General features: G+C 41.3%; 23 protein-coding genes and 4 tRNA genes. 11 read left to right on the top strand and 16 right to left on the bottom strand.

Annotated elements, in window-relative coordinates; genetic code table 11:
• Positions 1 to 30: 30 nt before the first annotated feature.
• Both DYI81_RS09880 and wrbA read right to left on the bottom strand, forming a co-directional pair.
• Positions 31 to 222: a hypothetical protein gene (locus tag DYI81_RS09880; RefSeq protein ID WP_117007450.1), complete on the bottom strand. Its 192-nt coding sequence runs from the start codon at positions 220 to 222 to the stop codon at positions 31 to 33.
• Positions 223 to 458: 236 nt separating this feature from the next.
• Positions 459 to 1,052, bottom strand: a complete 594-nt coding sequence (wrbA, locus tag DYI81_RS09875) for an NAD(P)H:quinone oxidoreductase (protein ID WP_117007449.1) — start codon at positions 1,050 to 1,052, stop codon at positions 459 to 461.
• A gap of 115 nt (positions 1,053 to 1,167) precedes the next feature.
• Here wrbA and DYI81_RS09870 point away from each other — a divergent pair, with 115 nt between their 5' ends.
• Positions 1,168 to 2,421, top strand: coding sequence for a YhjD/YihY/BrkB family envelope integrity protein (locus tag DYI81_RS09870; RefSeq protein ID WP_106984066.1), 1,254 nt, complete (start codon positions 1,168 to 1,170; stop codon positions 2,419 to 2,421).
• A gap of 73 nt (positions 2,422 to 2,494) precedes the next feature.
• Here the strand turns inward: DYI81_RS09870 and DYI81_RS09865 are convergent, their stop codons facing one another.
• Both DYI81_RS09865 and DYI81_RS09860 read right to left on the bottom strand, forming a co-directional pair.
• Positions 2,495 to 3,412 (bottom strand): DMT family transporter, encoded by a 918-nt coding sequence (locus DYI81_RS09865; RefSeq protein ID WP_117007466.1) that lies wholly within the window; start codon positions 3,410 to 3,412, stop codon positions 2,495 to 2,497.
• Between the two features lie 174 nt (positions 3,413 to 3,586).
• Positions 3,587 to 4,516 carry a DMT family transporter gene (locus DYI81_RS09860; RefSeq protein ID WP_117007465.1) on the bottom strand — a complete coding sequence of 310 codons (930 nt, stop codon included), beginning with the start codon at positions 4,514 to 4,516 and terminating at the stop codon, positions 3,587 to 3,589.
• A 104-nt stretch (positions 4,517 to 4,620) separates the two neighbouring features.
• On the opposite strand from DYI81_RS09860, the gene DYI81_RS09855 reads away from it, so the two are divergent.
• Positions 4,621 to 5,421: a helix-turn-helix transcriptional regulator gene (locus DYI81_RS09855; RefSeq protein ID WP_205669744.1), complete on the top strand. Its 801-nt coding sequence runs from the start codon at positions 4,621 to 4,623 to the stop codon at positions 5,419 to 5,421.
• Between the two features lie 113 nt (positions 5,422 to 5,534).
• Here DYI81_RS09855 and DYI81_RS09850 read toward each other — a convergent pair whose 3' ends face one another.
• Both DYI81_RS09850 and DYI81_RS09845 read right to left on the bottom strand, forming a co-directional pair.
• Positions 5,535 to 6,176, bottom strand: coding sequence for a fumarylacetoacetate hydrolase family protein (locus DYI81_RS09850; protein ID WP_117007448.1), 642 nt, complete (start codon positions 6,174 to 6,176; stop codon positions 5,535 to 5,537).
• A 26-nt stretch (positions 6,177 to 6,202) separates the two neighbouring features.
• Complete coding sequence (locus DYI81_RS09845) at positions 6,203 to 6,700, bottom strand: YcxB family protein (RefSeq protein WP_117007447.1); 498 nt, start codon at positions 6,698 to 6,700, stop codon at positions 6,203 to 6,205.
• A gap of 197 nt (positions 6,701 to 6,897) precedes the next feature.
• On the opposite strand from DYI81_RS09845, the gene DYI81_RS09840 reads away from it, so the two are divergent.
• Positions 6,898 to 8,175: an SRPBCC family protein gene (locus DYI81_RS09840; protein WP_240627396.1), complete on the top strand. Its 1,278-nt coding sequence runs from the start codon at positions 6,898 to 6,900 to the stop codon at positions 8,173 to 8,175.
• Positions 8,176 to 8,260: 85 nt separating this feature from the next.
• Here DYI81_RS09840 and DYI81_RS09835 read toward each other — a convergent pair.
• The 4 genes from DYI81_RS09835 to DYI81_RS09820 all read right to left on the bottom strand — a co-directional run bounded on the left by DYI81_RS09835 (position 8,261) and on the right by DYI81_RS09820 (position 9,138).
• Positions 8,261 to 8,337, bottom strand: a tRNA-Arg gene (locus DYI81_RS09835).
• Between the two features lie 498 nt (positions 8,338 to 8,835).
• Positions 8,836 to 8,912 (bottom strand) — tRNA-Arg (locus DYI81_RS09830).
• Positions 8,913 to 8,957: 45 nt separating this feature from the next.
• Positions 8,958 to 9,034: transfer RNA gene (locus DYI81_RS09825), tRNA-Arg, on the bottom strand.
• Between the two features lie 14 nt (positions 9,035 to 9,048).
• A tRNA-Ser gene (locus tag DYI81_RS09820) sits at positions 9,049 to 9,138 on the bottom strand.
• Positions 9,139 to 9,402: 264 nt separating this feature from the next.
• On the opposite strand from DYI81_RS09820, the gene rnr reads away from it, so the two are divergent.
• The 7 genes from rnr to DYI81_RS09785 all read left to right on the top strand — a co-directional run bounded on the left by rnr (position 9,403) and on the right by DYI81_RS09785 (position 16,811).
• Positions 9,403 to 11,847, top strand: coding sequence for a ribonuclease R (gene rnr / locus DYI81_RS09815; protein ID WP_205669745.1), 2,445 nt, complete (start codon positions 9,403 to 9,405; stop codon positions 11,845 to 11,847).
• 153 nt (positions 11,848 to 12,000) lie between these two features.
• Positions 12,001 to 12,345 (top strand): hypothetical protein, encoded by a 345-nt coding sequence (locus DYI81_RS09810; RefSeq protein ID WP_106984060.1) that lies wholly within the window; start codon positions 12,001 to 12,003, stop codon positions 12,343 to 12,345.
• 260 nt (positions 12,346 to 12,605) lie between these two features.
• Complete coding sequence (locus tag DYI81_RS09805; RefSeq protein ID WP_227865848.1) at positions 12,606 to 13,010, top strand: hypothetical protein; 405 nt, start codon at positions 12,606 to 12,608, stop codon at positions 13,008 to 13,010.
• Positions 13,011 to 13,085: 75 nt separating this feature from the next.
• Positions 13,086 to 15,116 (top strand): M3 family metallopeptidase, encoded by a 2,031-nt coding sequence (locus tag DYI81_RS09800; protein WP_117007444.1) that lies wholly within the window; start codon positions 13,086 to 13,088, stop codon positions 15,114 to 15,116.
• A 48-nt stretch (positions 15,117 to 15,164) separates the two neighbouring features.
• Entirely contained in the window at positions 15,165 to 15,374 is a 210-nt protein-coding gene (locus tag DYI81_RS09795) for a YheV family putative zinc ribbon protein (RefSeq protein WP_171356348.1), read from the top strand.
• 16 nt (positions 15,375 to 15,390) lie between these two features.
• The gene (locus DYI81_RS09790; RefSeq protein WP_117007443.1) at positions 15,391 to 15,855 is read left to right on the top strand and encodes a hypothetical protein; all 465 of its coding nucleotides are present in this window, start codon (positions 15,391 to 15,393) and stop codon (positions 15,853 to 15,855) included.
• Positions 15,856 to 15,923: 68 nt separating this feature from the next.
• The gene (locus tag DYI81_RS09785) at positions 15,924 to 16,811 is read left to right on the top strand and encodes a DMT family transporter (protein WP_117007442.1); all 888 of its coding nucleotides are present in this window, start codon (positions 15,924 to 15,926) and stop codon (positions 16,809 to 16,811) included.
• A gap of 66 nt (positions 16,812 to 16,877) precedes the next feature.
• Here DYI81_RS09785 and DYI81_RS09780 read toward each other — a convergent pair whose 3' ends face one another.
• The 5 genes from DYI81_RS09780 to DYI81_RS09760 form a co-directional block, all read right to left on the bottom strand.
• Complete coding sequence (locus DYI81_RS09780; protein WP_106984054.1) at positions 16,878 to 19,067, bottom strand: TRAP transporter large permease subunit; 2,190 nt, start codon at positions 19,065 to 19,067, stop codon at positions 16,878 to 16,880.
• A 193-nt stretch (positions 19,068 to 19,260) separates the two neighbouring features.
• Positions 19,261 to 19,836, bottom strand: a complete 576-nt coding sequence (gene rrtA / locus DYI81_RS09775) for a rhombosortase (RefSeq protein WP_106984053.1) — start codon at positions 19,834 to 19,836, stop codon at positions 19,261 to 19,263.
• Positions 19,837 to 19,912: 76 nt separating this feature from the next.
• The gene (locus tag DYI81_RS09770; protein WP_106984052.1) at positions 19,913 to 20,959 is read right to left on the bottom strand and encodes a hypothetical protein; all 1,047 of its coding nucleotides are present in this window, start codon (positions 20,957 to 20,959) and stop codon (positions 19,913 to 19,915) included.
• 519 nt (positions 20,960 to 21,478) lie between these two features.
• Positions 21,479 to 21,862, bottom strand: a complete 384-nt coding sequence (locus DYI81_RS09765) for a protein YgfX (protein ID WP_106984051.1) — start codon at positions 21,860 to 21,862, stop codon at positions 21,479 to 21,481.
• Positions 21,855 to 22,112, bottom strand: coding sequence for a succinate dehydrogenase assembly factor 2 (locus tag DYI81_RS09760; protein ID WP_106984050.1), 258 nt, complete (start codon positions 22,110 to 22,112; stop codon positions 21,855 to 21,857). Before DYI81_RS09760 ends, DYI81_RS09765 begins: the two co-directional genes overlap by 8 nt.
• 186 nt (positions 22,113 to 22,298) lie before the next feature.
• On the opposite strand from DYI81_RS09760, the gene DYI81_RS09755 reads away from it, so the two are divergent.
• Positions 22,299 to 23,471, top strand: coding sequence for an acyl-CoA dehydrogenase family protein (locus DYI81_RS09755; RefSeq protein ID WP_106984049.1), 1,173 nt, complete (start codon positions 22,299 to 22,301; stop codon positions 23,469 to 23,471).
• 79 nt (positions 23,472 to 23,550) lie between these two features.
• Here DYI81_RS09755 and DYI81_RS09750 read toward each other — a convergent pair whose 3' ends face one another.
• Positions 23,551 to 24,342, bottom strand: coding sequence for an alpha/beta hydrolase (locus DYI81_RS09750; protein WP_117007441.1), 792 nt, complete (start codon positions 24,340 to 24,342; stop codon positions 23,551 to 23,553).
• Between the last annotated feature and the right edge of the window lie 113 nt (positions 24,343 to 24,455).

The following is a 24,455-nucleotide window of genomic DNA, read 5'->3' as shown; positions in this document are numbered from 1 at the left end:
ATAAAAAAGCGCTCAAAGAGCGCTTTTGGGTTATTTTTTCACACTGCTCGCTGTTGCATGCGGTGTTTCAGCCTGCGTCGTCACTGGCTGTTGTGTAGTTGTTTGTTGCTTTTTTTCAGGCGGAAATTCAAAACTATGTAACACACTCATTGCAAATGAAGCAGAAGAAACTGTGAAAGTTAAAAAAACACCAAAAGTAAACCGAAGAGAAGAAGACCACATAAAAAGACCCCAAATTTAAAAATATGCGAAAAGCCAATCGGCTTGCATAGATAAGTACAAAAAGCATGTGTATTAAATGTGATCTAGTCGTCTTTTTACATCCCTCAAAATAGGTATATTTCAATCTATAACAATGAGATATTTTGTTTTTATATTTAAATTTTTACAAATATAACTGCTACTTGTATAGCAATAACTTTGCCTGCTTATCATTCAAGCAGGCAAAGTTATAGGTTTTAGCCCACCAGCTTTTGTACTACTTGTGCCAAACGTTTACCTTGCTCTTCACACAAGATTTTTTCATCTTGACTGATAGATAAATCATGACGTGGCCCACTCACATGACTTGCCCCATACGGCGTACCACCAGTTTTCGTATTCGACAGCGCTGGGGCTGAATTGCTTAAGCCTAAAATCATCATGCCGTGGTGGAATAATGGTGGAAGCATAGTTAACAGCGTGCTTTCTTGACCACCATGCATTGAACCTGACGACGTAAAGACACACGCGGGCTTGCCATGCAATGCGCCATTTAACCAAAGGCTGGTGGTTTGATCGAGGAAGTATTTCATTTCCGATGCCATATTGCCAAAACGGGTTGGTGAACCCAAAGCCAACCCAGCACAATTGGCCAAATCATCCAAGCTACAATAAATATCCCCTTCTTCTGGAATGCTGGCTGCAGCTACAGTCACCACGGTGGACAATTGAGGAACTGTGCGAATTTTTACTTGCATGCCTGTAGACTCAATACCATTTGCAATCAAGTGTGCCATTTCTTTGGTTGCGCCATTTTTACTGTAATACAGAACTAAAATATAAGGTTGCATGGTGATTTAGGCGGTGTAATTAAAAAATAAACTATACGGTATTTTGTCCAGTTTTTGGTTAAGCTTAGAGCCGAATATTGAAAAATGATGATTAGAACAATTGAGGCTGTAATTTATGATTGCCGAATATTTCAAGAAACTTCCCTTTTATGACAAAAAATGGTTTCAGTTTGTTTTATTCGTTATACGGCGTTTTGAAGCCGATCGTTGTCGTGAACAAGCAGGTTCTTTGACCTATACCACGCTGTTTGCTGTCGTGCCGATGCTGACAGTATTTTTGGTGATTATCTCTTCCATTAAAGCACTTGAACCTGCGCGCCAACAGCTCCAGCAACTGATTTATAGTAATTTTTTACCTAAAACAACCATTGCCTTTGATAAAGCACTCAATGCATTCACTGATAAATCGAGTAATTTAACCGTTATTGGTATTCTATTTTTATTCATCACTACCGTGATGATGTTGACCAGCATTGAAACTGTGTTTAACCGCATTTGGCGTGTAACCGAAACCCGTGGTGGTATTTTAGGCTTTATGCGCTACTGGACCATTATTTCACTAGGCCCAATCTTGTTGGGCAGCGCATTTGTCATTTCGTCTACCATGGCCTCGCTAAATGTTCTTAACAATAACTTTGCAGGCTATGAACTTGATGGTGAGTTTATATTGTGGCTCATCTCATTTGGTTTAACCATTTTAGGATTTTTCATCTTAAATTGGACCATTCCCAATCGGAATGTACCTCTAAAAGCAGCCTTAATTGCAGGCTTATTTAGCGCAACCGTATTTGAACTCCTCAAAAATCTATTTGGGTTTGTAATGAGTAACTTCACCAGCTATGAACTCATTTATGGTGCATTTGCAGCGATTCCTATTTTCCTGCTGTGGATTTTTTTATCTTGGAATATCGTGTTGTTGGGGGTAGAAATCAGTTATGCACTTACCGCCTTTGATGCCGATGCAAGTCGTGACCGCAAACGCCATCCAGTAATTATGTTGCTGGATCTGCTCGAGCTGTTCTATCAAAAGCAAAAAGTTGGTCTGAGCGTTAGTGAGTCCGAAGCTTTGGAAGTGTTAGGTCGTGATGAAATTGGTCGCTGGCCGAGCTATGTCAAATTACTCGAAAAACAAAATTTGATTACCCGTACAGATACCAATAACTTTGTACTCGCACGTAATCTGGCACAAATTGATTTTTGGACTTTTTACTCACAGCTTCCTTATCCACTGCCACATCGTAAAGATATTGGCAATATTCATGCAGATGATGAATGGATGGAAAAAATTGGCCCAGCTTTGATTGAGTCCGATGATTATTTAGCGGCTAAATTGGCCATTCCGTTATCGACGATTTTGGAATCTAAATAAATACTCAGCCTATTGAATCAAAAAGCCTCATGGATTGAGGCTTTTTGATTATTTCGTAGCTTTACATCACTTTTTAGCAACTTGGCTGTTTTGCGCGCCCAGATAAACTCACAATCAGCACGCCAAGCATTACCATACTGGTACCAATAATAAAGGCGCGTTCTAAAGGCTCATTTAAAATAACTACACCAAACAGAATACCAAATAGAGGGGTTAAAAAAGAAAAGACCCCTAAACGTGAAGCTAAATATTTTTTAAGCAACCAAAACCAAATTAAATAGCTTGCAAATGAAATCAATACTGCATGAAACAGTAGACTCGTGAGAGTCAGCATCGACCAACGGATTTCGCTTTGTCCCAATATAAATGTCATAGGTAGCAAGCAAATAAAGCCACCGAATAATTGATAAAACAAAGTTTGTGTAGCAGGTGCTTCAGACAAATTTGTTAATCGCACGGCAAGCGTTGTGGAGGCCCAAAATATACCAGCGCATAGGGCCAGTAAGTCACCCAAAATCACATGACTTAAGCTTTGCATTGATGATTCACGCTCACCTCCCAAAAAGGTGGTCACAATGCCTAAAAATGCAATTGCAATACCGCTCCACTGTTTCCAAGTCAGACGTTCTGCGGGTAATTTCCAATGTAAGCCCAATGCCACAAAGATAGGCGCTGTATATAACAAAACAACCGTATGTGAGGCTGTCGTAAAGCGCAAAGCTTCGGCCAATAAACAAAATTCCGTGGCAAATAGACCTGCAACCAATGCCCCTGAAAACCAATACTGGCGTGACCACAAGGACTGCCCCTGCGCTAACTTAATCAGTGGAAAAACCAGCAATGCAGATAAACCTGAACGCAAAGCTATTTGCATCAAAGGTGAAATATCTGCTGCAGCCAATTTCACAACAATCTGTTGTAGCCCCCACAATATACATAAGCCAAACATGATTGATGAAGCTTTGGCATCCAATGCCTGACGTTCTTGCACACCATTTACTCTTTGCTCTAAACCGCAACACAGTAGCACTGTCGTACCTAAAAAACACGAGCCAACACTGACTTTTTAATTTTTTATCACGCGAGCTTTTATTGATAGATCAAATACTTCCGAGCAGATAACGCTTACATAAAACTGTGAACTACCTGAGCAGACCAAGCTGGCTTATTTTATAAAATGAATATGCGCCCATGTACGTGCAATTTGGCGATGCAAACTTACAGTCATCACACCCAACATCACAAAGCCCGTACCCATCAGAAAATTCAGCTCAATCTGTTCATGCAAAAAAACCACACCAAACAGCATGCCAAAAATAGGCGTAAGAAATGAAAATACCCCTAAGCTATTGGCCAAATATTGGCGTAATAACCAAAACCACAGCATGAGGCTAAAAAACGACATGATCAGCACATTAAATAATGTGCTCCCCAAAACCACCCAGCTCCAATGAATCGTACTTTGGCCTGTGATATATGCCAATGGGAGTAAAATTAAAAAACTACCCAGCAATTGATAAAACAGCGTTTGAGTTGCTGGCGCATCTGCCAATTTTGTTAAGCGTAGTGAAATGGTGGTTAAAGCCCACATCATACCCGCCATTAGGGCCAAAAAATCTCCCCAAAGCGCATGTGTTAAATCACCTGCTGTGTCACCACGCCCCATAAAGGACAACACAATGCCTGAAAAAGCGAGGAAAATACCGCCCCATTGAATCAAATTCAATTGTTCTGCTGGCAATTTCCAATGTAAACCCAGCGCAACAAAAATAGGCGCGGTATACAGCAACACGACCGTATGTGAAGCCGTGGTATAGCGTAGCGCTTCAGCCACAAAAAGAAATTCGGCTGAGAATAAAATAGCCAGCCACAGACCAGGAAGCAGATAGTCTTTATGATATAAATCTGAAAAGTGCTTCAGACGAAGTAGTGGAATCACCAACAGAACGGATAAACCTGAACGAAGCGCAATTTGCATAATCGGGCTAATATCGGGCGCGGCCCACTTCAGCACGACCTGCTGAATTCCCCAAATCATACACAATAAAATCATCCAACCCGATGCTTGTGCATCGAGTGCTTTACGCTGTTCCACGGCCATTGCTCAAAACTAAAAGAGCCTGCTACTATAGACCTGTCACAAATCAAATATATAGTTTAAAACAGACAAGTCATTATTGAATTCAGGCAATTTCCAACATGCCAAATCGCACTAATGCATCACGCCCTTTGGGCATGCAACTCAAAACCAATGACCATATAGACGCTGCACTTTGGATTAGCTTCCGAGATGACCCAGCGCAATCCATTTACCCCACACATGGCCATGCATGGGGTGAGTTTATTTATGCCTTTGACGGCATTATGGAACTCAATATTGATCAAATTGATTATATCACCCCACCACCGCACGGCATTTGGTTGCCTCCAAACGTCAAACATAGTGGCTTAAATCGTACGGCGGTGTCTCATGGCACACTGTATATCCATGAAAGCCTATGTCAGGACTTACCCCAACAAGCAGGTATTTTACTGAGCTCACCTTTGGTTTCTGCCCTATTTGAACATTTAAGACAAACACCAAATGCTGTATCCAACGCCGAACACCAACGCTTACTCACTGTACTGGTTGACCAACTCAAACATGCCCAATTGGTCAGCAGTTATTTGCCTCATTCTGAGCATCCAACACTGCAAGCCTTACTCAATGATTTACACCAAGCCCCTGCCAATCATCTGTCTTTGGCTATACTTGCCAAACAATACAATATGACTGAGCGTACCCTTGCCCGACTCAGTCAAAAAGAATTAGGCATGTCATTGCATGAGTGGCGCCAGCGCCTAAAAGTGATTAAGGCCATGAGCTTACTGAACCGAGGTCATACGGTAGAAAGTATTGCCTTCGACTTAGGTTATGCTAATGCATCTGCTTTTATTAATATGTTTAAACGCTGGATGCATATTAGCCCCGATCAGTTTCGTAAAAAATTTTCCAGATAAAAACCGCTCTCTGTTTGCTCAAATTAACTGTTCTAAAGTAAATTTCGCTGTGCCTTACATTCACGCAGACATAAAAAAAGGACTGTCTCTACAGTCCCTTTTGATGAATTCAATTACTTTACAAAGGTCGTCCAAACATAATCTTGTTGCTGACCCTGTAAAGTCATACTCAACTGATCACCAGCCTGTAAGGCCGCGACACCTGCAGGTGTTCCTGTCATCACAACATCACCAGCTTCTAAGGTAAACACTTGGCTAATGTCTGCCAGCAACGTTCCTACATCAAAAATCAGCAATGCCGTATCACCCTTTTGACGGAGTTCATCATTAACTTGCAAAGTGTAATGCACATCTTTCCAGTCACTGACAACCGATGAAACATCTACCCAATCTGCCAACATGCATGAACCGTCATACGCTTTTGCACGTTCCCAAGGCTGACCTTTCTTTTTCAAATCATCTTGCAAATCACGCAAAGTTAAATCCAAACCTAAAGTTACCGCATCTACCGCTTGCAATGCCTTTTGTGGATCAGTTTCTGCTTTTAAAGTCTGCCCAATACGCAAAGTCAACTCACACTCGTAATGACAACTACCCAGGGTTTTATTCCAGTCAATTCCAGCATCTAAAGTAGATAAAGCACTCGGTGGCTTCATAAACAAAACAGGACGATCAGGTACTGCATTTCCTAACTCTTTTGCATGATCAGCATAGCTGCGGCCGACACATATAATTTTTGATGGACGTGTAGTCATGATCTTCCCTTCTGTTTTAAGCTCAATTATTTCTTAAATGTATTTTCAAAAATGCTTTGATCTGCTGGATTGCTAAACGCGCGCTTGGGAATAATCACCACTGTACGGTTTTTCATTTCCAACATATACGTCAGTTTACCTGAAGCAAAAGTTGCGACTTCGGCATAGTTGAAAATATTTTTGCGCTCATTGGCAAAAATTTCACCATGATCTTGATACAGATCAATGCCTTGCTCACTCTTACCAAATTGATACTTAATAAACTGACGCTTAAACATCATTGGTAAAAACCAATAGCGCATGAGCAATTGCATGATTAAAAAGAATGCGCCTAAAGCCACGTAATAGCGACCTACACCACTGAAACCTAAAGAAAAACCCCAAATAATAATACCAATGCTAATCAATGGCGTAATAAAGCGTGTGAACTGCCTCTTACCAAAAGTAGCTAAGGCAAAACCATCTTGAGATTCTTCTAAATTCAAGGTGTAACGTAACGACAATGCGGGTTGAGTCTCTGACATCTGCTCACATACATATTTTAAAATATAAATTGAACTAGATATTACACCAGAATAGGGTGATTTCTTATTCTTTTTAGCATCAGAAATACACACTTCGGCGCTGTTCTTTTGCTTTAAAATACGCTAAAACTGCCAACAAATAAAAAATGCATATTACAGGATGTCCTATGCAGCAGATTCAAATAAAAACATGGCTGATGCTGACGAGTCTTATCTTTGCAGGAAATGTATCTGCAAAAATTTTGCCTTGGAAAGCTCAAATTCCAAGTGCATTAACTGAATTTAATCATGATCCTCAAGCCTTAGCTTCACTCACAGGAGAGCGCATTTTGATTTATGCGCATCCTACGCAGTCCATACAATTACCCACCATGCCAGCAGGCAAAAAAACGACGGGGAAATACTACAGTGCCTCGGTGGTGATTCCAGCCAATGTCCAGCAAGTCAGCCGTTTACTGCTCAACTACACCAATTATGCAGGCTTATTTCCAACACTTAAATCGGCCAAAGTGGTTGAGCAACAAGGCTCCATTAGCCAAGTTAAATACAATATTCATATTCCAACGCCTATTCCTGTGCTGAATTTCCGTGAAACAGTACTTATGCAGCATCAGGCCGATGCCAATAGCATTTCCACGCTGATTTTGGATGCACCCGTGCCATACGCGGCGGGTAAAATTGAATGGTTTGAACTCGCGCCGAATCAGACCTTAGTAACCCTCACGCAATGGGGAGACTTAAGCCAACCCAAAGGTTTTTTATTTAGTAAAATTTTGAATGCCATACCCGATGCAAAGCTTGGCATACCTGCGGGTACCAATGCATTTTTGCTCGAATCCTTACAAAAACGCTTTAAGACCAGCCAAGCACAGCCTTTAGGCACTAGTGTATTCCCCACCGTCGGCTTAGACCGAAATGAACAACTCAAAGTGGCACAGCTCAGCCAAAACTCACAAGAGCCGGTCAGTTTTGTGCTCACGGCCAAAAATGTGCCCTACCCACACGGCACAGAGAAATTACGTTTTAGTACCAGCTATCAGTACTATGCCCATAGCCCTGCCCAGCTTCAGCAATGGCTCACACCTAATAGCTATCAACAATTATTCCCCAATCAAATTAAGCAAGTCCGTGTCCGTAAACTAGATAATAAGCAAATGGATGCGAGCTATAAGATCTCGGTGGGCCTCGGTGTCATTAACATTCCTTTTGATTTTAAAATGCGCTTTAACTACGCCACAGATTGGCAAAATGAATTTTATGCCAATGGTGGCGATTTAAAATTTGTCCGCGGTGGCATGCAGTTGACGCCAATGAATCAAGGAACGTTATTAAGTGTGACCAGTGCAATGAAAATTGATCAGGATGCCCCATTTTTATTACGTGCCATGCGAAGCATGCCTTATTCCGATATGCTACCTGCTTTAGGGGGCAATACGGTTTTTGTGCTGAAAGTAAAACAAAAGGCTGGCGCTTAAATTTTGAATTTTATTTAGAGTTATTTTAAATAATTCAGACACAAAAAAACCGCAATAAATGCGGTTTTTTCAATTTAAATCAAGTTGGTGCGCCCAGAGAGATTCGAACTCCCGACCCCTTAGTTCGTAGCCAAGTGCTCTATCCAGCTGAGCTATGGGCGCGACGTCTTGATGTGGTGCATTATACGTGAAATTTCAGCTTTGTTAAGCCCTAATTTGTATTAACACGATCAACTGCCTAGTTATTAGGCATTAATAGCTTTATTCTATTAAAAACCAAGCAAATTTAAATGATTTTATACTTTGGGATTCACTGTGGTTTTAGCCCTAAAATTGGTTTTGAGTGTAGTAGCAATACTTAGTGTTTAAGCAGTTTTTGGTTTTGCTTCGTGACTAAGCACGATTCTAATCATAAAACCGCACACAATGCAGCGGTGGATTTAAAGTCTCAGCTTAAAACATACAGCAGGATTAAACGCCTATGCTCAATTCTCAAAGCTCTATATTCTTGGTGATTATGCTTGATGCTAAAATAGTAGTGAATCTGGCTTTTGAACTGACTTTTAGTTTACGCTCCTGCGACCAACATACCGACAAGAGTTTAGATGCATAAATAGCAGGCACAAAAAAACCGCAATAAATGCGGTTCATTGTTCAAGTTGGTGCGCCCAGAGAGATTCGAACTCCCGACCCCTTAGTTCGTAGCCAAGTGCTCTATCCAGCTGAGCTATGGGCGCTTCACTTGTGTCGTCTTAAAAGACTGCGTTATGTACTTTACTTATTGGTGCGCCCAGAGAGATTCGAACTCCCGACCCCTTAGTTCGTAGCCAAGTGCTCTATCCAGCTGAGCTATGGGCGCGACATAAGTAAAGTTGGCGGTGAGAGAGGGATTCGAACCCTCGATACAGTTGCCCGTATGCATCCTTAGCAGGGATGTGGTTTCAGCCACTCACCCATCTCACCGTAACGTGGCGCCATAATACAAATTTAACCCCATACGTGCAAGCACTATCCCCCACTTTTTTTCATATTTTCGTTCAATTAAATATTTTTTATACAATTTTTCAAATTTAAGCCCAAAAATCACTTTAAAAATGCCACATTAAGCACATTAATTCAGCATTCGTTATAAAATGCCTGTCAAACACACAATATTGCAATCATTTACGTGCAGTCTGCTGTCGCATGACTTATGCTAAACCTATCTTCTGACATGAAGCCAAAGACATTATGAAAAATTGGGTCGATCCTGAAGCAAAAGCTGAAGCCGAACGTTACGAAAATCCGATTCCGAGCCGTACGCTCATTTTAGACATTATTGAACAGCGTGCGCCGTTGTCACATGCAGACTTGGTTGAGCATTTTGAAATTGCCGATCAAAAAAGTATTGATGCCCTGAGCCATCGCCTCATTGCAATGGTGCGTGATGGGCAATTAATGAAAGATGGATTTAAGTTTCAATTGGCCACTGAACAGCCGACTCATGATGCGACGGTTTATGTCAACTCAAAAGGTATGGGCAGTGCCAATATTAAAGGTGAAGACGACCTTTTATTGCCTGAGCGTGAATTACGTCAGGTCTTTAATGGTGACCGCGTTAAAGTACGTCAGACTTCAGTTGATCGCAAAGGTAAAGCATGGGGCTTTATTACTGAAGTTGTAGAGCGTCGCGTTAAACAAATTATTGGTAAAGTCTCAATCCACGATGGTGAATACTTTATTCAACCGTCTAATCCAAATGCGCATCAGCCGATTACCTTAGAAAAAGAACTGATTGAGCATGCCAAAGTAAAATTAGGCGATTCAGTCCGTGTTGAAATTGACGACTACCCAACCAAAGAAGAATTTGCGACGGGTCATATCATTCAGTCTATGGCCGATAAAGCCGATACCGAAATTATTATTCCCCAAACTATTTTAGAATTTGGTTTACCTTACGAATTCCCAGAAGAAGTTGTAAAAGAAGCAGAAAGCTTTAAAGAACCATCTGCAAAAGACCGTGAAGGCCGTATTGACCTACGCGATTTACCATTAGTGACTATTGATGGTGAAGATGCACGTGACTTTGACGATGCGGTTTATGCCGAAAAACGTCCAGGTGGTGGCTACCGTGTAGTGGTTGCGATTGCCGATGTGAGCCATTATGTGCGTATTGGTAAGCCTTTGGATGACGAAGCACAAGCGCGTGGTACTTCGGTGTACTTCCCGCATTTTGTCTTGCCAATGCTTCCTGAAGCACTGTCCAATGGTTTGTGCTCACTCAATCCAAACGTCGACCGTTTGTGTATGGTGTGTGACCTGAACCTTTCACGTGCAGGTCGTGTGACCAGTTACGAGTTCTACCCTTCGGTAATGCACTCTAAAGCACGTTTAACCTACACCCAAGTGGCACAATATTTTGATGGCGATAGTCAGGCGGTGCCTGAAGATCGTAATGTGCGTAAATCGCTCAACACTTTATTCCAGCTTTATCATGTATTAAAAGATCTACGCGCGCAACGCCATGCAATGGAATTCGAAACTGTCGAAACCTACATGACCTTCGATGAGCTTGGCGGTATTAATGAAATTTTACCGCGTACACGTAATGATGCACATAAACTGATTGAAGAATGCATGTTATTGGCCAACGTAGCTACGGCTGAATATGCATTAAAAAATGAAGTACCAATGCTTTACCGTGTACATGAGCCACCAGAGTTTTCACGCATTCAAAAAGTCCGTGATTTTGTGAAGTTATTGGGTCTTAAGTTCCCTGAGCAACCCACACAAGCTGACTATCAAGCAGTGATTGAAGCGACCAAAGACCGTATTGATGCACCAAGCATTCATGCCGTGTTATTACGTTCGATGATGCAAGCTTATTACGGCGCGAAAAATGCAGGTCATTATGGTCTAGCTTATGAGGCGTATACGCACTTCACTTCACCAATTCGTCGTTACCCTGACTTACTGTTGCACCGCGCAATTAAAGCCAGTCTCACACACAAAAAGTATCCACTTTCAGGTGCCTCATTGGATGATGCAGGTCAGCACTTCTCTGCTACTGAACGTCGTGCAGATGAAGCATCGCGCTCTGTAACCACATGGCTAAAATGTCATTATATGCAACAACATTTAGGCGCAGAGTTTGTCGGTACGATTTCTGCAGTGGCTGAATTTGGTTTATTCGTAACCCTCAAAGACCTTTATGTCGATGGTATGGTACACGTGAGCCAATTGGGTGATGACTTCTTTGTGTTTGATCAATCAAGTCAAAGCTTAGTAGGCCAAAACCGTGGCCAAAGTTTTAGTTTAGGCGATGAAGTTCGTATTAAAGTGGCTGGTGTTAATCTTGAAGAGCGTAAAATCGACTTTGAACTGATTCAACAGCTGAGCCATGCTGGTCGCCCGATTCGCAGCAAAGCACCACGTGTGACTAAAGCTAAAGTAACACGCGAAGCAACTGAAGAAGTTTTTAGCGAGCGCCCAAAAAATCATGAAGCGCCAGCTGTGAGTGAAGACGGAGAACGTCCCATTCGAAAGAAAAAGCCAAAATCAAAACCCAGCACCTACGGCAAAAAGCCTGCTAAAAAATCTACAGCAAAATCTGAAGCAAAGGCTAAAGATAAAGTAAAGAAAAAGACCAAATTAAAAAAGAAAAAGTCAAATGCGAAAGCAAAGACTGAGTAATTTTTACTTGGATTAAAAAGAGCGCTTCGGCGCTCTTTTTTATTGACTCTTTGGTCTACTAAGCTTGACTAATCTTTTGAAAACGCTATCTTTTAGCACTTTACCAGGGGGTAATATATGAAAAAAATTTCAACTTCACTACTCATCGCCAGCATGCTTTTCAGTACAGGTTGTGCGACGATGTTTAATGGTTCAAGCCAAACCATTAATATTAGAAGTAATGACACAGATGCTAAGCTTTATGTCAATGAAGAGTATATGGGCAAAAACCAAGCTGTTTATACATTCAAGAAAAAAGAAAATTATGTCATCAAAGCAGAGAAGCAAGGCTGTAAAACAACAGCCATTACACCGCAAAAAAGTTTTGATCCAACGACACTTTTAGGTCTCTTAATTGACTGGGGAATTATCTCTATTCTCGTTGTAGATGGTGCAGCGACAGGTTCTTGGCAAAAATTTGCGCAAACCAGTTATGTCGTAGATCCTGATTGTCAGTAAAATATTTAATCCAAAGAGCGCTTCGGCGCTCTTTTTCTTTTAATATATTCATATAAAAAATAAGTTACTTAAAAATAATGAATCCACAGAAGATCTCGAAATATGATTATCACAATTATGTGTTGTTCGCATTTTTCTTACTGACCATCACAGCGCTCTTTGCCATTTTTAGTTTAGATTTCACCCCAAAGGATCACGTCAAAATATGTGCTTTCATTTTAGCCATATTCATTTATTTTGTGATTTTGCTCTACTTTTATGTGCTTCATCGACAAGGTGAATGGGTCATTCCACGTACATGGAAAAATGTACAGAACAGACCAAAATTCTATTTCTTACTGCTACTGCCTCTTTTTGCTGTTTTGATTTTTTATTTAAATTTTGTGTTTTATCCCCCTCTACTGCATACCGTACTGTTAGGTACACCGACTGTTGTGACCGTTGAAGCAAGTGCTGTCAAAGGACATGGTAAAAAAGGAAGTGTCTACCATTCCATCCAAACACCTTATGACTCTACTCGTATATTTCGAATCAGTGCAGATGAATATGAACACTACAAAAATCAAAATCTGTTCATGAAGGTATCTGTCATTCAGGGGCACTTTGGCACTTACATCCAAAAGATCGAATCCATCCAAATTGTCAAACCAACACAGAATAAATAGCCACAAAGCCTTGATTTATTTATTTCAAACCCCTACATCTACTTATAACATCAGAAATTACTACGGCATTTCACAATGACATTAGAAAAGGCAACTTTGCCTGTTCCTCAATTTGATCAAATCACTTTAGATCAACTTAAAACGCAAATTGAGCAAGCGATTCAATCAGGCCAAACCTTTTTAGATGAATTAACTGCAGTTCCAGACAGTATTCAGCAACAATTAGCTGTACTCGAACAGATCGATACCCTAGAAAATAATATGAGCGAAGCATGGGGCGTACTATCACACCTCAATGCAGTCATGAACAATGCAGAAACACGTGAAGTTTATCAATCGCTATTGCCAGCACTCAGTGAATACTATACCGCTCTAGGCCAACATACCGTGTTGTATCAAACTTATCAGCACGTACGTGACGGTGCCTTGTTTGAAACACTCCCTGCCGCACAGCAAAGTGCGATCAAGTTATCTCTACGAGACTTTAAACTTTCAGGCGTGGCTTTAGAAGGTGATGCTAAAAAGCGCTATGCTGATATTTCTGCACGTTTATCACAATTATCATCAGACTTTTCCAATCATGTACTAGATGCAACCCAAGCTTTTGTACTTCCTTTAGAAGAGGCACAGCTTAAAGGCTTACCAGACAGTAGCGTGGAATTGCTAAAACAATACGGTCAGCAGCGTGAATTGCAACAGCCTGCAGCAACTTTAGATATTCCCTCTTATTTGGCCATTATGACTTATGCTGAGGATCGCGCATTACGTGAAACTTTGTATAAGGCCTATACCACACGTGCGTCTGACCAAGCCAATGCATCTGAATTTGATAACACACCAGTAATGGAGGAAATTCTCAGTTTACGTCAGGAAATGGCACAGCTCTTGGGTTTTGGCAATTATGCCGAACTTTCACTGGCCAGCAAAATGGCACCTAATGTAGAAACAGTACATCAATTTTTAGTTGACCTTGCAGAACATGCACGCCAGCCTGCACTCAAAGAAGTTGCAGAACTAAAAAGCATTGCCAGCGCAGATGGTATTCAAGACTTACAACCTTGGGATACAGGCTTCTACTCAGAAAAGCTCAAAATGCAACAGTTTAATCTGTCACAAGAAGCACTTAAGCCCTACTTCCCTGCGCCTAAAATCTTGCAAGGCCTATTTAGCATTGTCAACCGCTTATACGGCGTACAGGTTGTCGAGCGCGAAGCACCTGTATGGCATCCAGATGCACGTTATTTTGAACTTGAAGATCAAGGCACTGTGATTGGTGGTTTTTACTTTGACCTTTATGCACGTACGGGCAAACGCGGTGGCGCATGGATGAGCGGTTTCCGTTCACGCATGCAAACTGAGCATGGCCTACAGAAGCCAATTTGCTATATGGTGTGCAACTTCACCCCACCTGTTGGTGACCAACCTGCATTATTAACACATGATGAAGTGAACACCTTATTCCATGAATTTGGCCATGGTTTACATCACATGCTAACCGAAGTCGATAATATCTCTGTGGCTGGTACTCATGGTGTAGCATGGGATGCTGTTGAATTACCAAGTCAGTTTATGGAGTTTTGGACATGGGATACAGAAAGTCTAGACCTACTGAGTGAACATATCGAAACCAAGCAAGCCCTACCCGCTGATTTACTTCAAGCATTACTGAATGCACGGTTTTTCCAATCGGGTATGCAAACACTGCGTCAAATTGAATTTGCTCTATTTGATCTCAACATTCACAGCCGAACACCTGCACTCAATGCCACTCAAATTCAGGCAGAATTAGATCAAATTCGTCGCCAATTTGCTGTGGTGCCAACCGTTGCCTATAACCGCTTCCAACACGGCTTTAGCCACATTTTTGCAGGTGGTTATGCTGCAGGCTATTACTCATACAAATGGGCTGAAGTTTTAGCCAGTGACGCTTTTGATCGCTTCGAAAAAGAAGGCATTTTCAATACGCAAACAGGGCATGATTTCCGTAAAGCCATTTTAGCTGTCGGTGGAAAAGATGCTGCACTCGACGCTTTTGTAAATTTCCGTGGACGCGAGCCGAAAATAGATGCACTGCTTCGTCACCAAGGTTGGACGAACGCTTCATAAACTCTTAAACTAAGGACCTTAATTTTATAGTAGGTAAGTATGATGACCATTAAACGCCGATTTATTGCTGGCGCCAAATGTCCGAAGTGTCAAGCGATGGACCGTGTTGTCATGCTTAGCTCAAATGATGATGAATGGATTGAATGCATTGATTGCGGTTATACCGAAAACCGTCCGACGCATGTAGAAGAGCCTGAGACTCCGGCAGTGCCCGATGAAATTGGTGTCATTCAATTCAAACCTCGTCAGCCAAAATAACAATTTAGGTCTATGTATGGCAGAAGATCAAAGAAATAGCCCGAAACTTTTAATCGGGATTATTGGGGGACTCGGCGTACTGGTTGCGCTTTTTTTTGCTTATCAGTGGTTCACTTCTCCAGTAGAAGAGCTAGCGCCAGTTTATGATACGGTTGCGAGCGAAGCCTCAAGTCAGCCAACAAGTGAGGCAAGTACTGAAGAAACCGCTGCTTCTGAAATCAACCTTCAAGAAGCAAGTGCAGTAGAAGCGAATCATGCAACTCAGTCAAAGTCGCTGGTCACTGACGATATTTTAACAGCGCCTATTCCTGAAAATGCTTCTTTAGCAAAAGAGGAACAGGCACGGCTTGCCGATTTGCAAGAACAACTCGCAGAGCAAGAAAAGACCCTAAAGGCACAGCATGCTGATGCTGATCAGCTGATTAAATTAAAAGAAGAGCAACTTAAGCTACTTGAGCAACAACTGGCACAAGAACACTAAGTCATTCAATACTTAGTTTTGCATCTAAATCAGGCTAGAATATCATCAGATTTTCTGGCCTATTATTTATGTCTTCACTCCCCTCATCCAATACCACCGTTAAAGCAATTGGCTTTTTAATGCTGTCCGCCTTTTTATTTTCAATTATGGGCGTCTGTATTCGTTTAGCCTCACAGAGTGTAGACAATGCCGCGATTGTATTTTTTCGCAATGTAGTAGGCCTATTCATTTTCCTGCCCCTTATCCTCAAAAAAGGTACTGGCTTTTTTAAAACTCAAAAACTCTGGATGCATACTTGGCGCTCCATAGTCGGGCTGATCGCAATGTATGGTTTTTTCTATGCAATTGCCCATTTAAAACTATCCAATGCGATGGTGTTTACGTATTCATCCCCCATTTTTATTCCTTTAATTGCATGGTTATTTCTCAAAGAGCAAATCACTGCAAAAATGCTGATTGCGGCATTGGTCGGACTCATTGGGGTACTGTGCGTTGCAAAGCCAGATTCTGGCATGTTCAATCAATTGTCGCTCATTGGTTTAGGTGCAAGTTTTTTAGCAGCCATGGCCTTTGTGACCGTACGCGCCCTTACAGCAACTGAACCACCTGAACGCATCGTGTTTTATTTTTGCTTTTTTGGCACGCTCATTTCAGCCATTCCAATGTTTTGGTCATGGCGTCTATATACATTCACTGAATTAATGTACCTCATTTGTGCTGGGCTATTGGCCAATATCAGTCAGCTCTTTATGTCGAATGCCTATAAACTCGCACCTGCTGGCGAAATTGGACCAGTCAATTATATTGCGATTATTTTTGCGGGTGCTTGGGGTTACTTCATGTGGCATGAGCTTCCAGATCTTTATAGTCTAATTGGATTTGCATTTATTTTTATGGCAATTGTCCTCTGTAATCCTTTATTCAAACGACCGCAGTGGTTGAAGGCACGTCGCTAAAATAAAAACGTTTAAATGTCTATCTCCCATAAAAAAATGCACCCGAAGGTGCATTTTTTTATGCTGTTACTTGTACCAGCCAAATAACTTCAATACATACGGCGCATAAGTCACAATCAGTAATGATGGGAACAACACCAAAATTGGTAAGATCCAACGTTCATAACGATAGTAGAAATTGGTGTACATCGCTTTTGCTTCGGCATCCGCTTCACGAACCTCATCATCACCAACGGACAATCGTGTCAGCAAATGATTCAGCGCAACAGGTGGTGAGACATAACCCAACTCGAATGCGACCAGTACAATCATCCAGAAATGAATTGGATGGATGCCATTTTCATACGCTACAGGTGCAACTGTAGCCGCAACCAAAATAACTGCACCAAATGGGTCTGTGGTCATACCAATAATTGCCAATAGCAATGCAATAAAGGCCAATGAAATATAGATATTGCCCAAATGTGTCGGTAATAGTTCTACAACTTCAGTACGTTCAATTAAGCCACCTACACTTGCAGAGAGTGCCATAAGGATAATCAGCGCACCAATATGACCAACTGTTTCTGATGATGCAAACCAAATCGAGCTACCAAAGCCACGACGCTGTCCATCATGCTCACGCATAAATGTTGAGCTTTGAGCATGCTGTTCTGCCAAATGTGCATGTTGATCGACAGGTGTTGGAGTAAAACGATCCGCAAACCAACGGTCAAACATAATGTAAGCAATTAAAATAATTGGTAACACTACAGGTGCAGTGAACTCATCCATCTTGGTGTCTAGACCATATTTGTAGAATGCAATCACAATCAATGTGATCACAATATATGGAATGACTGGAATAAATGCGCGAAGCATGCCTGGAATTGCAACTTTCGGTGAATTCACACGGAAACGTGTTTCCGCCAAGAACAAAGAAATGCCTAAGAAAATAAATGCAGTTAACCAGAATACATAAATACCATGATCAAATAACTCATCTGAAGTGACATGACGACTGTCGAGCATTGAAATCAAAATAATTAATAAACATGGACGAATCACCACGCCGAGCGAGCCCGACATTGCAGACACGGCCAAAGCAAATTGACGACGTGAGCCAGAATTCCAAACTTCTTTATAAATAATGGCACCCGCAGCCACAACGAAGATACCAGATGCACCTGTATAAGCTGTTGGAATAGCAGCTGCAATCAAAATTAACCAAGTCAGTGTTTCAGGGGCCAAGTTCCATGGGCGTAAAATCCCCAAGAACAGATCCATCACCCGTGTTTGCGTGAGTAACATACCTGCCCAAATGAATAACGCTAGGTTTAAGAAAATACCTGAGAACTCAACCAACTGTCCCAAATAAATCCCTTGCCCCATTGGATAGTCCATGAAGAAAGTAAATGCTACGCCTGTAATAATGGCCATATAGGCATACAGTGGTACACTCAGTAATGCAAAACCAATATTCCCTGGGCCTTGTTCTTTTACCGCTGGGGTTTTAAAGAACTGGAAAATACTGATCAGCATAACTAAACCAAATAGCGCCAACCACAACCAATAGACAGCTAAGGTTTCAGTGGTCGATTTCACCCCTGAATTTAAAACCGAATTAAATTGGCTATATACAGAGAAAGTTAATAAACCATTACCTATCGCCATAAACAACGCGTATACACGGTAATCTAATTTGGTTGTTGGTGCACGTAGACCAATATGGTGGAATTTTATTGATGCAGTAATTGCAGAGACTAAAACCATCAACAATAAAATCAAGACACGGTTTTCAGAACCGAATTTGAAAATACCGAAGAATGTTGTTTCAACTGCACGATAAGTACGAATACTTGAATGATCATCCAAATATTTTTTAGCTTTGTCATAAAATTGGAATTTTTCTTCACACTGCTGCACACCCGCCATGATTGATGCACGTACATCAGACTCAGAGGCACTACCGAAGATATCTGCAAACTCATCATTTGCATTTTGCTTCATTTGGGTCTGCACCATTGCATCAACATTCGGATGACGATCACAATCAGGTGCAACAGGTTCAGCGCGTAAAAACGAGTACTGCATCCCAATCGCTTCATTGCCATACAGCTTTTCACCTGTACGCAATAATTGGCCATGAATCATTTCGCCCGTGCCAATGATTAAAGTCAACAGCAGTAAAAGCAGAACGATAAAGGTCGAGATCCAGTTGTTCCATATATAACTTAACAGTCCGAGTCCGGATCTGCTGTTTTGATCATTTTGCATGAATCTTCCTATTTTTATTTTGGGTGTGAGCGCTTTGCTTCACCCTTGTCCTTCTTTCCAAAAAATTCCTTTTTCGGTATTTCTGTTTGTTATTCCGATTTTCTTTCAATGTGCAACAATTAGGCAGATATTAAAATGACAATATGTATTTTCTTTTATGAAAAAAATGTCAACTCGATCACTTCTCTACTTATCATTTCTCTGCAATGAAATAACTCCCAATTACATAGATAACGGCCAGTACAATACCCCAAATCACCCCCAATAAATGGGCTTCGACCAATACAGGACTTCCTATAAGTTGAGCTGTCCCCATACTGCCAAAGGTATTTTCCCAAACCAATTTTGACAAAATTAATAACAGTACAAATGCAGCAAAGCGTCGCTCACGCTTATATAACAAGTGTACACAAGCAATAGATGCATAAGCCCCATGCAGCACCCCAGAAAGCCCCGCATAAGCTTCTATATCGGGTAGAAAAAAGTAAAAACTGAGACTAATTAAAGGCGGAAGTGCCAAGAGCAAGGCTACAAAGTGCCAGAGCGATGCGCGTGGAAATATAAATGGCAAACAGATAAATGCCAGCATATTCAAAAAATAATGCATCCATCCCACATGAACCCAATGAGCTGTCCATAAGCGCCAAAATTCGCTAAACAGCCCATCTTGCCAGTAGATGAATGCATCTTTATACACTTGCAAACAGGCAGAAAAAGACACAAATACTGCTAAAAAAACAATTTTTCGAATTAAAAATTGATCTTGCATGTACCTTACTCCGTTATGTTTGCGCTAAGGTCTTACACTTAGCAATTCACTTCGGTTCTATTTCTGAGGCTCATATTTACTGTGACTTACCCTCTTCAAATAAATCATCTAAATCAGAAGAAGAGCCACTATCATCCCAGAAACGTTGCATGCCATCATCTGCTGTACGTGTACCTGTATGCTCAGTCCAATAGCGATCTGAAATACCTTTCACCATCAACTCAGCCATACTATCAATCAGTTTAAACTGTGGATTGACTGGTTTTTCATCTGAACGTGCCTGTGCAAAACTCTTCAAAGCATCACGAATTTTAGCATCGTCACCACTGGCTTGTGCTGCAACGGCATACATCGCATGCGGTAAGCGGACGCCTTTTTGCTCACCAATCGTCATTGATTGTTTTAAAGTTTGGTATGGATCTGGCTTATCATCGCCCGCCCCGGGTAATAAGGTCCAAATCACAGCACGCGTTGCATTAGGCGCACCCCAAAATTTTTCATTATTTAAGCAGGTCATCCCACGCTCAACCACGGCCGCAATATCTTTAGGTACATTCACTGCACCACCAGAGTTAATATCATTGGTCATGGCCTGTAAGCCACTTAACATGCCCAATAAATAAACAGTCTGCTCTATATCACTGTTCATTTTGGCACAGCCATCACCCAATGTTTTTTTGTATTTCTTTTCATAGCGTGATTGGAACAATTGATAGCCTGTATATTGACGCTGTGCCGCTAAACCCGCCCAACGTTTTTGCTCTATACGTGCATCCTGTGCTTCAGTCACTTGATTTGATTTAGATGCTCGAAGATAACGTAACTCTGCATCTAAAGCTTTTTGCTCTGCGCACATACCAGAAGCTGAGTACATAAGTACAGCCACACGTGTTGGATCTGCACCCATATCTTTAGTCGCCATAATCGCAGGCGTCAAAGAGTTGCCGGTGTTGCAGATCATTTCTGCATCATCCATGGCTAAAATTGGCGGTACGATATGATTTTCTGTAAAACCTAATGCCACATTGGCACCTGTCTTGATCACTTGTGAACAGCCAGATAATAAAAATGTAGTTGTTATTGCGACTGCCACACCTTGGCAAATGCGTTGGACGTTCGACATATTCCTGTCCTCTATAATTTTGTTTATGTCCATCTCGACAAACATATCAGAAGCGTTTTCTGTTTAAAAGAGTATTTACTCTAATTTGAGTCTACACTGTGCCATTATTTTAATGCGTTGCAATTGACTGGAATGAAGAGGATGCCAAATTTTAGGCAAAAAAAAGCAGCATTGCGACGGTTCAGCACATGCTACTTATTAAGGGTCTAGCGCCTAAACGCTAATCATGTTGTGCAATTCGTTCCTTCAGCACCGTTCCTAGCCGTCCTACTACAATTGCCATAACAATCGCAGCTGCCAGAAGCATCCAAGTTGGATAGTCCATAAGAGACTCCTCATTTCGCTGTTGGTAGAGTTAATGTACATGTATCAAAAAATAGACAGCACAATAATTGTCAGACAATTTATATTTTCTGCCAACTATTCAGCAGTCTGTCTGACAACATTGTGAGAGATGCATTATATTCAATTGATTTTTATTGTTTTTATGATTTTTTAAAAATTTAGTCTGTCTAACAATTAGATCATTTTGGCCAATACTTTCAATGACTTCCACTGTTTGAAGGCGACTTGATCACACCAAATAATCATTGGTTTTGTACGTGCATGCTGAAAATACACCACGATATACACTTGATGATCAATAATATGACTGATTTGCACACGCTGTGGCTGACCGTACTTGGTCAAGGTCCAATCACGACCATCCAGATATTCCAGCGCACTAATATTGGGGCGCCGGCGATAAAATAAAGCATAGATGACCAAGCCCAATAGCAGAAACACACACCAAAGCCAGATGGCTAAAACCTGATAGAGCAAGGTCATTAAAACCGCAAAAATGGCAAACTGAAACACTAGCGCTATCAGACTAGGTTTCAGCTGAAAATGACGCTTATCCATGAACGTAGTGTTTTAACTTCTGAATAAAATCACGTAATTCTGGGCGTGGCGGTTCACTTACTTCCATAAACCAATCCAATAAATCTGGATCTTCCTGCGCAACCAACTCTGCAAACATGTCTTTTTCAAATTGATCTGCTTGCAAGTAGTAATTTTTTACGTAGGGATCAAAATACACATCAATTTCTTTTAAACCGCGTCGCGCACGGTAAATTACTTTGCGTTCTTCCAAGCTGATGTCATCAGTCATCGCATTCCCCAATGTTAGATTTAAACGCCGTTATTTTACCTTATTCAGCCCTGTTAATTGACACCTTTTCACAAGATTGACCGAAAGCATCAGTAAATTTTCTGCAATTGAGCATTCAGCACATTGCTGACAACTGTACATTCTTATAATTTTCAAATACACGCACACACAATAAGGATAATTCACATGCAATCTGGAGCGATTCGCCCTATTCTCAATATGCTACCGCGCAAACTGTTTAATGCTGATCATGAAGCATTCCGCGATACTGTACGCAAATTTTATGAAAAAGAAGTTGTGCCAAATATTGAAAAATATGAACAACAACAACATGTGGATCGCGATATATGGAATAAAGCAGGTGCGCTAGGTTTATTGTGTACCACCATGCCTGAAGCCTATGGTGGCTCTGGGGTAGACCGTCTGTACAGCATGATCTTAATTGAAGAACAAGCCTATGCCATGGATTCTTCAACAGGTTTTTCTCTGCATTCAGATATTGTGGCCAATTACATTTATAATTTTGGTAATGAACAACAGAAGCAATTTTGGTTACCTAAAATGACCACTGGCGAAACAGTTACCGCCATTGCGATGACTGAACCAGGCACAGGTTCAGATTTACAAGCTGTACGTACAACCGCCGTACTAGATGGCGACGACTATGTTATTAATGGCTCTAAGATTTTTATTACCAATGGTTATCTATGTGATATGGCCATTGTGGTATGTAAAACAGGTCACTCTGAAAAAGGTTCTGCAAACTTATCCTTAATTTTAGTTGAAGCAGATCGCGTAGGCTTTAGCAAAGGCAAGCCACTCAACAAAATCGGCATGAAAGGTCAAGATACCTGCGAACTGTTTTTTGATAACGTGCGTGTACCTAAAGAAAACTTACTGGGTATGGAAGGCATGGGCTTTATGATGCTAATGAAAGAGCTGGCTTGGGAGCGCATGTTGGTCGCAATTATTTGCCAAGCAGGTGCAGAAGCGTCTTTTGCACATACCGTCAAGTACACCAAAGAGCGTAAAGCTTTTGGCAAAGCAATTGGGAGCTTCCAAAACAGTCGTTTTACACTCGCTGAATTGCGTACTGAAATTGACTTCTGTCGTGCCTACTTAGACCGATGCATGGAGTTACAACTCAAAGAAGAACTCGGCATTGATGCAGCAGCAGCGGCCAAATACAAAATTTCAGAAATGTTCTCAAAGGTTGTAGATGAGTGCCTACAGCTCCATGGTGGCTATGGCTATATGCTTGAATATCCAATTGCACGTGCCTATATCGACAACCGTGCAAATCGAATCTACGCAGGAACCAATGAAATTATGAAAGAATTAATTTCACGTACGCTCTAATCTCTAAACCCCTAGCCTATCCTGCTACAGCAACGCAATTCGTTCAGCGTTGCTGTTCTCATTTTACAAGTAACTATGATTAAAACAGCTCATTGAGAAATTCTTGAATAATCTGCAAAACCAGCTCAGGTTGCTCTTTATGCGGTAAATGATGCAACCCTTCTAAAATATGCATTTCAGCGCGACCATCAACACCATCAAATAATTGCTGTGCTTGATTTATACTGCCGTATTCGTCTAATTCACCATGAATAATCAAGCTTGGACAGCTTACTTTTGGCAAGACTGTGGCCAAATTCCAGCTTTGAAACTCAGGTGCAAGCCAGGTTTCCGTCCATGCATCTAATACCCACTGTGCCTTCTGTGGATGGTATTTCTCTAAGCGTTCCAATTGACCTGCTTGTTGAAAACCTTTTTTTGCAAGCATGATCCCCTGCACTGTTTGCTCTTCTACTTCAAACTGGGCTGCAATACTCACTAAACTTACACAGCGCTCTGCTTCTTGAGCCGCAATGGCAAATGCCATAGCACCACCCACACTATGCCCCATCACCACAAAATGTGAGAGCTGAAAATAGTCAATCACAGCCTGAAAAGCCTGCTGTGCTTCACTGAGCACAAAGTCCAGTGCAGGTAAGGCCATACATGCATCAGACAATCCAAAGCCTAAACGATCATAGGCATAGACTTTACGCTTTGAAAGATGTGCCAATTGCGCAGGTAAATCTCGCCATAAATCCACACTTCCTAAAGAATCGTGTAACAAAATTATGGGTGCCAATTCAGCATTTACATCAACCGATTGCCAAGAACGAGCGTTTAATAACAAAGTGCCAAAAGGCACTTGATATTGCTGTGTTTGAATATCCATTACACTACTTCGATTTATGTCCTACACACATCTTGTCCGAATCTACAGATAAGGCAAAGTTAAATTATTGAACGCAGAATTCATAAAAAAAGGAGCTCTTAGAGCTCCTTCTC

Origin of the sequence: Acinetobacter sp. SWAC5 (genome assembly GCF_003419885.1) — a bacterium.
GTDB lineage: Bacteria > Pseudomonadota > Gammaproteobacteria > Pseudomonadales > Moraxellaceae > Acinetobacter > Acinetobacter cumulans.
The sequence above is the reverse complement of the archived record's forward strand: the minus strand, read 5'-3'. Positions and strand labels throughout refer to the sequence as shown.

Coding starts and splice junctions, on each gene's coding strand:
- DYI81_RS09780 (WP_106984054.1), bottom strand. CDS start 19,067: ATGCAAAATGATCAAAACAGCAGATCCGGACTCGGACTGTTAAGTTAT.
- DYI81_RS09790 (WP_117007443.1), top strand. CDS start 15,391: ATGGCAGAAGATCAAAGAAATAGCCCGAAACTTTTAATCGGGATTATT.
- DYI81_RS09770 (WP_106984052.1), bottom strand. CDS start 20,959: ATGTCGAACGTCCAACGCATTTGCCAAGGTGTGGCAGTCGCAATAACA.
- DYI81_RS09880 (WP_117007450.1), bottom strand. CDS start 222: ATGTGGTCTTCTTCTCTTCGGTTTACTTTTGGTGTTTTTTTAACTTTC.
- DYI81_RS09755 (WP_106984049.1), top strand. CDS start 22,299: ATGCAATCTGGAGCGATTCGCCCTATTCTCAATATGCTACCGCGCAAA.
- DYI81_RS09855 (WP_205669744.1), top strand. CDS start 4,621: ATGCCAAATCGCACTAATGCATCACGCCCTTTGGGCATGCAACTCAAA.
- DYI81_RS09810 (WP_106984060.1), top strand. CDS start 12,001: ATGCTTTTCAGTACAGGTTGTGCGACGATGTTTAATGGTTCAAGCCAA.
- wrbA (WP_117007449.1), bottom strand. CDS start 1,052: ATGCAACCTTATATTTTAGTTCTGTATTACAGTAAAAATGGCGCAACC.
- DYI81_RS09785 (WP_117007442.1), top strand. CDS start 15,924: ATGTCTTCACTCCCCTCATCCAATACCACCGTTAAAGCAATTGGCTTT.
- rrtA (WP_106984053.1), bottom strand. CDS start 19,836: ATGCAAGATCAATTTTTAATTCGAAAAATTGTTTTTTTAGCAGTATTT.
- DYI81_RS09800 (WP_117007444.1), top strand. CDS start 13,086: ATGACATTAGAAAAGGCAACTTTGCCTGTTCCTCAATTTGATCAAATC.
- DYI81_RS09765 (WP_106984051.1), bottom strand. CDS start 21,862: ATGGATAAGCGTCATTTTCAGCTGAAACCTAGTCTGATAGCGCTAGTG.
- DYI81_RS09760 (WP_106984050.1), bottom strand. CDS start 22,112: ATGACTGATGACATCAGCTTGGAAGAACGCAAAGTAATTTACCGTGCG.
- DYI81_RS09840 (WP_240627396.1), top strand. CDS start 6,898: ATGCTGACGAGTCTTATCTTTGCAGGAAATGTATCTGCAAAAATTTTG.
- DYI81_RS09845 (WP_117007447.1), bottom strand. CDS start 6,700: ATGTCAGAGACTCAACCCGCATTGTCGTTACGTTACACCTTGAATTTA.
- DYI81_RS09850 (WP_117007448.1), bottom strand. CDS start 6,176: ATGACTACACGTCCATCAAAAATTATATGTGTCGGCCGCAGCTATGCT.
- DYI81_RS09870 (WP_106984066.1), top strand. CDS start 1,168: ATGATTGCCGAATATTTCAAGAAACTTCCCTTTTATGACAAAAAATGG.
- DYI81_RS09750 (WP_117007441.1), bottom strand. CDS start 24,342: ATGGATATTCAAACACAGCAATATCAAGTGCCTTTTGGCACTTTGTTA.